Genomic DNA, 8,097 nt, shown 5'->3' with positions numbered 1-8,097 from the left:
TAGGCGATGCCCGTCGCGTCCGTGCCGCGCACTTGGCACTCTCTTGCAAGCGTGTTCAAAATTTTGTTCTTCGTATGAGTGCTGAGACACTCCTTGAAATCAATTAAGCCAAATAAACTGCACATATTACTCCTCCTCTGCGCTGGCGTTAACGGGTTCATTTACATACAGGCGGCGCTCCTTGAGGTATTGGATGAGTTCCGGTTCTTCGATTTCATCAAGGAAGTCAAACCAGCTCATGTCTTGAACCTGACAATCAGACATAGAAACAGCCACCTCGACGAGATGGTTGACCATCTGTAAGGTGGCTTTCAAGGTATTCAGCTTGAGTGTTCCGCGGAACATTCGGATTTCCACGGTATCCGAGTTGGTAAGGTTGACCGCCGTGTAGCGTCCAGCGCAAGAGTTCTTCGCATGGTTCATCTGCTCGGACGGTGTAAGACGAATACCATATCGAGCCGCCCAGCGATTCATCTGGCTCTGTGTACGGCGGCTGAATCGCAGCAGCTCAGCCCAGAATTTCTCTACAAAGTACAGCAGGCGTGCAATCGCAGCCTCCTGCTGTTCATAGGTACAGCCGAATGCCAAGCGAGAGATGTGAACATGCAGTCCGCAAGTCCCTGCCGCATGGCTCAGATAGCCCATGCTCTGCGCCTTGCAAAGCACCTCTTCCCAAGGCATTTCGTTCAGATGGTATTCCAGTGTCATAGGGTGTGTGACAAGCTCCATACCATCATCAAGACTGCCGTCAGTCTTGATGTACAGGTTTTCGGCGCTAGCGTTAGCGATGTCGAGCAACTTTTGAGCGTTATTGTTTACCGTGCCGCCGTTATCAATCTCCAGCTCAATGTCGAAGTGCCGCAGGCCCTTGCCGTGAAACACGAGATCGGGGGTGTAGTTGTATTCATGGATAATGTCGTTATGCTCGTCCCAGCAGGAGGAGCAGTAGACGTTGTCATCGTTATCCCAATAGGCACGGTCGCGGTGAATAATGCGGTTGCAGTCTTCACAGCGGACGTAATACTCATCAAAGCAGTGGTCGCAGAATATGTGCGCATCGTCTTCGACGGCATTCTCCTCATAAACCCGCTCGGCACAGTGGTCGCAGATTACGGTCAAACGCTCCGCACAGTCCTCGCAGAGCCAATCTCCTTCCGCTTGATACATATCCTCAATCTGGTACTCTTCACCGCAGTTTGCACAAATCCTTGTTTCGTTCATTGTCTGTTCCTCCGTTTCATTTGGTGAATGTTAATACTCTTCAGCAAGCAGCATAGTGGAATGCGTTAAATCGTCGATGACGAACACCTTCGCGTTTACGGCATCGCCACACGGCACATCGAGTTCGTAATGGTACGGTGGCTGCTCCCGCTCGTGGACGATGTGCTGACCGGTCGGCGTTTTCATCAATGTAAACACTTGCAGATAATCTTTTTGTGCAGTCTGCATAGCAGCAATCATTTGCCACATGAGAACCATCAAAGCGTCTGGTATTTCGCCCTGCACGCCGCGTGTGATATACTTGGGATTTTCAAACATAATTTCCTCCTCAAAACGCGAAAATCCCACTGAAAGCATTTGCTCTCAATGGGATTAGTGATGGATTTGTCCATAGCATTGTGGACAAACTGTGCGGTTATCGACTTGTCGTACGTCTTTGCGGTATACCTGCTCGCCGCAGCGGTCGCAAAGGGTTGTGTACTCCTCGGAGCAGGCGTGGCACAGCACATCTGTACCGAGAAAAATGCCTTGCGTGCTCGGTTTGCTTTTTCTGCAGCAGGAGCAAATAAAGCACTTTCCCGCCACGATTCTCCCTCCTTTCCGTTATATATAGATAATATATCAACGAAAAGTCGGTTGTTGCGGTACTGCGCTACTGCAGTCTGCTGCCCTGCATATTCTCCAGATACTTCCTGCGATACCGAATCGGCGGCAGACCGACCAGCTTCGCAAAAATGGCGTTGAAGTGATTGACATTGGTATATCCGACAATAGCGGCAATCTGCGTTGCGCTGTAATCGGTCGAAATGAGCAGGTTCTGCGCCTCACCGACACGACAGCGTATCATATAATGGATGGGAGACATACCGGTGATCTCTTTAAATATATGCGCCAGATGATACGGCGACATGGACATCGCCTCTCCAATATCCTCGAGCGTCAGCTGCTCGGTGAAATGCGTGCCGATGTACTGCCGGATACGGTTCGCCAGCACCAGATTATGCGGCTGATCGGCGGCGCGCGCATCCGGCGGCAGATTGGCCGACAGCAGCACCAGCGCAGGCAGCAGCTGTGCGACGATTTCATCCGAGTAGGACGTTCTCCGTTCCGCGTGCTCGTAAATCAGTTCGCTGAGCGACTGCATGTGGTCAATCTCGTCCATCGCCGGACGCACAAATCCGTTTTCTGCCTTGGTGAAATGCCCTTCCGGCAGTCCGCACAGTTGCAGACCGGAAATGCCAAAGCAGAACGTACCGATCTCGTGTTGCAGGGACGAGGTGACTTCATGCAGATCGCCTTGATTATATAGTAAGATATCCCCCGTGCGGATCGGATAGCTGTAGCCGCCTGCGATGTACTGTCCGGCACCCTGATAAACATACAGCATTTCCGTGAACCGCTCATGCCGATGGATGGCGCGTGTGATAGTCGATGCCGCTACGATCTGCTTGGTGGCGTACAGCAAACTCGGCATCTGACCGGATACAAAACGTACTCCTTCTTCCATACTCTCCCCCCTGTGTGAATATGGGTATAGTATATCGTATTTTTGTGCAGACCGCAAGAATCCGTATAAACCAAATTGACACCCCTGCTTTTTGTGCAATATTTCGAGAGTTTTTACAAAACAAAACGCAAGAACAAAGAAACACCATATTCGCCGGAATAGTATAATAAAATCATCAAAAAAGAACAAAACTTCGATTAAACCTCGAAAGGAGTTTTCAATTATGAGCATTCAAATCTGCGGCGCACCCTGCTGCTGGGGTGTGGATGACCCCAAGAATCCGTATTTACCGCCCTGGACGCGCGTACTGGAGGAAGCCGGTAAAGCCGGTTACAGCGCCATCGAGCTTGGCCCCTACGGCTACCTGCCGATTGACGCAGAGCTGGTAGCCAACGAGCTTTGCAAGAACGGTCTTGCCATCGTGGCAGGCACCATTTTCCATGATCTGCTCGACGCGGACAATCAGGAGAGCGTACTGCACGCGGTTGACGATATCTGCCGCCTGATCACCGACCCGAAGCTGCCGGTGCTCAAGACCCACGACGGCCAGAAGTTCCCCACGCCGTACATGACCGTTATGGACTGGGGACACGATGAGCGCGACTACGCCGCAGGTCATCCGGACACCGCGCCGCGTCTTTCCGATGAGGAATGGGCGCGCTTCATGGGCAACGTCCGCGCTGTATGCGAGCGCGCAAACAAATGGGGCGTTCGTCCGGTTATCCATCCGCATGCAGGCGGCTACATCGAGTTTGCAGACGAGATTGCAAAGGTTGTCCGCGATATTCCGTACGAGGTTGCCGGTCTGTGTCTGGATACCGGTCACCTGTACTATTCGCACATGGACCCGGTAGAATACCTCAAAAAGTACGCTGACAAGCTGGATTACGTCCACTTCAAGGACGTAAACGAAACCGTTTACCGTCAAGTGCTCGGTGAGCGCATCCGCTTCTTCGACGGCTGCGGCAAGGGCGCCATGTGCCCCATCGGCTCAGGTTCGCTCGACTATCCGGCCATCAAGCAGGCGCTTGCAGATATCGGTTATTCCGGTTACATCACCATCGAGCAGGAGCGCGACCCGCGCAACTCGGACACCAGCCTGCGCGATGTCAAGGCCAGTGTAGACTATCTGAAGTCGGTCGGCTACGAAATCTAATCACACCCGAGCGAGGAGCACGGCTCTTCTCTCCCGTGCTCCCGCTCCACTCTCTCAATAGTTCAAACACAATATTTTAATATTCATGTAGTTTTTAAGGAGGATTTCTTTATGTATTACGGTGAAAAACGAGTAGACAATCCCATTCGCTGGGGCATGGTAGGCGGCGGCCGCGGCAGCCAGATTGGCTACATCCATCGCTCGGCGGCACTGCGCGACTTCAACTTTGAACTGGTTGCCGGCGCGTTCGACATTGATCCGGAGCGCGGCAAGGACTTCGGCAAGCAGCTGCACGTTGACCCGGACCGCTGCTATCCGGACTACAAGACCATGTTCGCTGAGGAGGCCAAGCGTCCGGACGGCGTACAGGCGGTGTCCATCGCAACGCCGAACGGTATGCACTACGAGGTCTGCAAGGCTGCTCTCGAAGCCGGTCTGCACGTTGTCTGCGAGAAGCCGCTGTGCTTCACCTCTGAACAGGCAGACGAGCTGGTCAAGCTGGCAGAAGAAAAGCACCGCGTTGTCGGCGTGACCTACGGCTATTCCGGCCATCAGCTGATCCAGCAGGCGCGCCAGATGATCAAAAACGGCGATCTCGGTGAAATCCGCGTTATCAATATGAGTTTCGCGTTCGGCGGCTACAACTTCAAGATCGAGGACAAGGTGCCGTCCGCAAAGTGGCGCTTTGACCCGTCCAAGGCAGGTCTGTCGTTCGCACTCGGTGATGTCGGCACGCACCCGCTGTTCATCATCGAGGCGATGATCCCGGATATGAAAATCGACAACCTGATGTGCACCAAGCGTTCCTTCGTTGAGGGCCGCGAGCTGGAGGACAACGCCTTCGTTATCATGAACCTCAAGGGCAGCGAAAATGTGCAGGCTGGCGCGCAGGTATACTGCTGGGCAAGCTCGATCAACAGCGGCGCACGCCACTACCACAAGATCCGCGTGGTCGGCTCCAAGGCATCCCTCGAGTGGGATGACGAGCGCCCGAACCAGATGCTGTACGAGGTAGAAGGCGAGCCGTCCCGCGTGCTCGAGCGCGGCGCAGGCTACCTGACCGACGAGGCGCGTGTCGAGGATCGTATCGGCGGCGGCCATGCCGAGGGTCTGTTCGAGGCGTGGAGCAACCTGTATGCACGCTTCGCAGTTGCTATGGCTGACGCGGACAAGGGCGCTTACGGCGACTTCTGGTATCCGGATGTCAAGGCCGGCGCACAGGGCATCAAGTGGATTGAAAAGTGCGTAGAATCCGCAAATAACGGCTCTGCTTGGGTCGATTACGAGTAAAAATCAACTTTCTTTCCTCAGCACCTCTCTCTTCTCTCCGGCAACTCTCTCAAAAGTAAAGAAAAAAGATAAAGAACTGATTTTGGAGGAAAAGATTATGAAAAAGAGATTACTTGCTGTATTGATGTCCAGTGCAATGCTGATGAGCGCACTCGCAGGCTGCGGCGGCAGCACCGCAAAGACAAATAACGGCGGTGACACGGCCGACCAGACCACACAGCAGGATTACCATATCAAGGTCATTCTGAAAACGCTCGCATCCGAGTACTGGCAGTATGTCGGCAACGGCTGCAAGCAGGCCGGCAAGGATTTGGGCGTAACTGTTGATGTTCTGGGTGCAAGCTCGGAGACCGCATATGACGAGCAGCTTTCCATGATCGAAACCACGCTCAGCGCGAATGACTGTGATGCAATGGTGGTTGCGCCGCTTCAGGCGGAAACCGTTGCAACACAAATTGCAAATACCGACCTGCCAATCGTGGCGATTGATACCGCCATCGACTCGGACAAGGTGCTCAGCTTTGTCGGCTTCAACAATGAGGAGCTGGCCGCAATGGGCGGCAAGGCCGCTGTTGAGGCAGCAAAGGATAAGGGCTGGGATAAGATTACCGCCATCGGCATCATGGGTGTGCAGGGCGACTCCACCTCGGAGGCACGCATTGCAGGCTTTAAGCAGGGCATTGCAGAAGCTGGCGGCGAGTATCTCTCTGCGGAAACGCAGTACGCAGACAGCGTAGCGGACAAGGCCGTTACCTGCATGGAGGCCATCATTCAGGCACATCCGGAGGGCGTATCCATCATCGTAGCGAACAACGATGATATGGCAGCCGGTGCCGCTCGTGCAGCAGCCGCATTTCCGGCGTACAAGAACACCATCTTTGTCGGCGTCGGCGGCAATCTGGCGGGCATTGATGCTATTCTTGCCGGTCAGGAGACCATGACCGTCGCCGTTGACGGCTACGATGTTGGTTATCTCGGCGTGCAGGCCGCAGTCGATGCGCTCAACGGCAAAAAGCTGGATGAGTTCATTGCAACTGATGCTACCGTTGTAACGGCTGACAACGCCGCAGAACGCCGCGCTGAGGTAGAAAAGCGCCTGGGAACCTCTTAATCAAACTCGCACCAACGAAATACCGCGGAAAACCGCCTCTTCAAAAGGGGGAGGCGGTTTTCCGCGCCCAAAAATCAGCCCACACAGTAAAAAAAACAAGGGGGAAAACAACAAAATGGCATTTACTGTCGCAACCTTTATCGCGTTCACCGTGCTTGTCGCGGTGCTCTCGTGGTGGAAAACACGCGATGACGACCTGTCCACCAAGGAAGGCTACTTCCTCGCAGGCCGCGGACTGCCCGGCATCGTTATCGCCGGTTCTCTGATGATGACCAACCTTTCCGCAGAACAGCTTGTCGGCACGAACGGACAGGCGTTTGCGGGCAACATGAGTACGATGGCTTGGGAGGCCACCTCGGCGTTCGCGCTGATCGTGCTGGCGTTCGTGTTCCTGCCCAAGCTGCTACGCGGCGGCATCGCCACCATCCCGGAGTTCTTCGAGATGCGCTACGATACCTTCACCATGCGCCTGTTCTCGCTGCTGTTTCTGATCGCGTATGTCGTTACTATGCTGCCGACCATCTTGTATTCGGGTGCGGTCGCACTGGTTAAGATTTTTGACCTCGAGAGTATGTTCGGCATCAGCTATTTCAGCGCCATCACCCTCATCTGCATCGGCACCGGCATCATCGGTATGTGTTATGCGGTATTCGGCGGCCTGAAAGCCGTTGCCTACTCGGATACCATCAATGGCGTCGGTTTGATCATCGGCGGCTTCGCTATCCCGATCCTCGGCATTCTTGCCCTCGGCAAGCTGGACGGCGGCGGCTTCATGGCCGGTCTGGATCACCTCATCTCCGCAACGCCGGAAAAGATGAACGCATGGTCCGCGCCGAATGCACTTCCGCCGGAAGTACCGTGGCCGCTGCTGCTGACCGGTATGTTCGTCAACAACCTGTTCTACTGGGCGACCAACCAGTCCATCATCCAGCGTTCGCTCGGCGGCAAAAACCTCGCTGAGAGCCAGAAGGGCGCGATCTGGGCCGGCTTCTTCAAGTGCCTTGACGTATTTGTCATCGTTCTGCCGGGCATCATCGCGTTCCAGCTGCTGGCTGCAAACGGCCAGATGGACACCTCGGTCGGCATGGCGGCTGACCAGGCGTACCCGCTTCTCGTTATGAAAGTGCTGCCCAAGCCGCTGATGGGCTTCTTTGCAGCCGTTATGTTCGGCGCGATCCTGTCCTCGTTCAACTCGGTGCTGAACTCCGCATCCACTATCTTCACGCTGAACGTTTGGCAGCCCATCTGGGGCAAGCAGGCCTCCAACAACAAGGTCGTTAAGGTCGGCCAGATCTTCGGTACGGTTGTCGGCGTGGTTTCCATCGCCATTGCACCGTTCGTTATGTTCTTCGGCACCGGCATTATGAACTTCATCAATGAGTGCTGGGGCTTCTTCTCCATGCCGCTGCTGACCGCTGTTCTGTTCGGTCTGCTGAGCAAAAAGGCGCCTGCCATCGCCCCAAAGATTGTTATTCCGGTCCACATCGTGCTGTACGGTCTGACCAAGGTCATCCCGTTCTTCAGCCGGTTCCACTATCTGTACGTTGTATTCGCGCTGTTCGTCCTCGAGTGCATCATCTATGCAATCTGCATCAAGGTAAGTCCGCGTCAGCTGGCGTGGGAGATGCCGGATGCCAAGGTCATGGATATGACCCCCTGGAAGAGCGGCAAGGTCTGGGCGATTGCCGGTGCGGCAGTTGTTGCGATCATGTACCTTATCTTTTCGCCTCTCGGCATTGGTGCATAACGTCCGACTCCCCGTGCACTGCTGCCGTTAGACAGCGCCGCTGTGTCCCTCCGCAGTGGTGCAAA

At 54.6% G+C, this 8,097-nt stretch carries 8 protein-coding genes; 4 read left to right on the top strand and 4 right to left on the bottom strand.

What is annotated here, in order from left to right; all coding sequences use genetic code 11:
- Positions 1-126: 126 nt before the first annotated feature.
- The 4 genes from PG722_RS05615 to PG722_RS05605 form a co-directional block, all read right to left on the bottom strand.
- Positions 127-1,221: an amidoligase family protein gene (locus PG722_RS05615; RefSeq protein ID WP_270579914.1), complete on the bottom strand. Its 1,095-nt coding sequence runs from the start codon at positions 1,219-1,221 to the stop codon at positions 127-129.
- A 30-nt stretch (positions 1,222-1,251) separates the two neighbouring features.
- Positions 1,252-1,539 carry a DUF960 family protein gene (locus tag PG722_RS05610; RefSeq protein ID WP_270579913.1) on the bottom strand — a complete coding sequence of 96 codons (288 nt, stop codon included), beginning with the start codon at positions 1,537-1,539 and terminating at the stop codon, positions 1,252-1,254.
- Positions 1,540-1,593: 54 nt separating this feature from the next.
- Positions 1,594-1,728 (bottom strand): hypothetical protein, encoded by a 135-nt coding sequence (locus PG722_RS14150; protein ID WP_442867831.1) that lies wholly within the window; start codon positions 1,726-1,728, stop codon positions 1,594-1,596.
- Positions 1,729-1,873: 145 nt separating this feature from the next.
- Positions 1,874-2,728, bottom strand: a complete 855-nt coding sequence (locus PG722_RS05605) for a helix-turn-helix domain-containing protein (protein ID WP_270579912.1) — start codon at positions 2,726-2,728, stop codon at positions 1,874-1,876.
- 223 nt (positions 2,729-2,951) lie between these two features.
- On the opposite strand from PG722_RS05605, the gene PG722_RS05600 reads away from it, so the two are divergent.
- The 4 genes from PG722_RS05600 to PG722_RS05585 all read left to right on the top strand — a co-directional run bounded on the left by PG722_RS05600 (position 2,952) and on the right by PG722_RS05585 (position 8,032).
- Positions 2,952-3,884, top strand: coding sequence for a sugar phosphate isomerase/epimerase family protein (locus tag PG722_RS05600; RefSeq protein WP_270579911.1), 933 nt, complete (start codon positions 2,952-2,954; stop codon positions 3,882-3,884).
- Positions 3,885-3,995: 111 nt separating this feature from the next.
- Positions 3,996-5,174, top strand: coding sequence for a Gfo/Idh/MocA family protein (locus PG722_RS05595; RefSeq protein WP_270579910.1), 1,179 nt, complete (start codon positions 3,996-3,998; stop codon positions 5,172-5,174).
- 97 nt (positions 5,175-5,271) lie between these two features.
- A complete protein-coding gene (locus tag PG722_RS05590) occupies positions 5,272-6,285 on the top strand; it encodes a sugar ABC transporter substrate-binding protein (protein ID WP_118564438.1) in 1,014 nt (337 codons plus the stop codon).
- Positions 6,286-6,400: 115 nt separating this feature from the next.
- Positions 6,401-8,032, top strand: a complete 1,632-nt coding sequence (locus PG722_RS05585) for a solute:sodium symporter family transporter (RefSeq protein WP_270579909.1) — start codon at positions 6,401-6,403, stop codon at positions 8,030-8,032.
- Positions 8,033-8,097: the final 65 nt, after the last annotated feature.

The sequence above is a fragment of the Butyricicoccus sp. OF27-2pH9A genome (genome assembly GCF_027693185.1).
GTDB classification, from domain to species: Bacteria; Bacillota; Clostridia; order Oscillospirales; family Butyricicoccaceae; genus Agathobaculum; species Agathobaculum butyriciproducens.
Note: the sequence above shows the minus strand (reverse complement) of the source record. Positions and strands in the feature narration are given on the sequence as shown.

What these genes read in the sequence shown, in the direction of transcription:
- PG722_RS05615 (WP_270579914.1), bottom strand. Translation starts at nt 1,221, where the DNA reads ATGAACGAAACAAGGATTTGTGCAAACTGCGGTGAAGAGTACCAGATT.
- PG722_RS05610 (WP_270579913.1), bottom strand. Translation starts at nt 1,539, where the DNA reads ATGTTTGAAAATCCCAAGTATATCACACGCGGCGTGCAGGGCGAAATA.
- PG722_RS05605 (WP_270579912.1), bottom strand. Translation starts at nt 2,728, where the DNA reads ATGGAAGAAGGAGTACGTTTTGTATCCGGTCAGATGCCGAGTTTGCTG.
- PG722_RS05600 (WP_270579911.1), top strand. Translation starts at nt 2,952, where the DNA reads ATGAGCATTCAAATCTGCGGCGCACCCTGCTGCTGGGGTGTGGATGAC.
- PG722_RS05595 (WP_270579910.1), top strand. Translation starts at nt 3,996, where the DNA reads ATGTATTACGGTGAAAAACGAGTAGACAATCCCATTCGCTGGGGCATG.
- PG722_RS05590 (WP_118564438.1), top strand. Translation starts at nt 5,272, where the DNA reads ATGAAAAAGAGATTACTTGCTGTATTGATGTCCAGTGCAATGCTGATG.
- PG722_RS05585 (WP_270579909.1), top strand. Translation starts at nt 6,401, where the DNA reads ATGGCATTTACTGTCGCAACCTTTATCGCGTTCACCGTGCTTGTCGCG.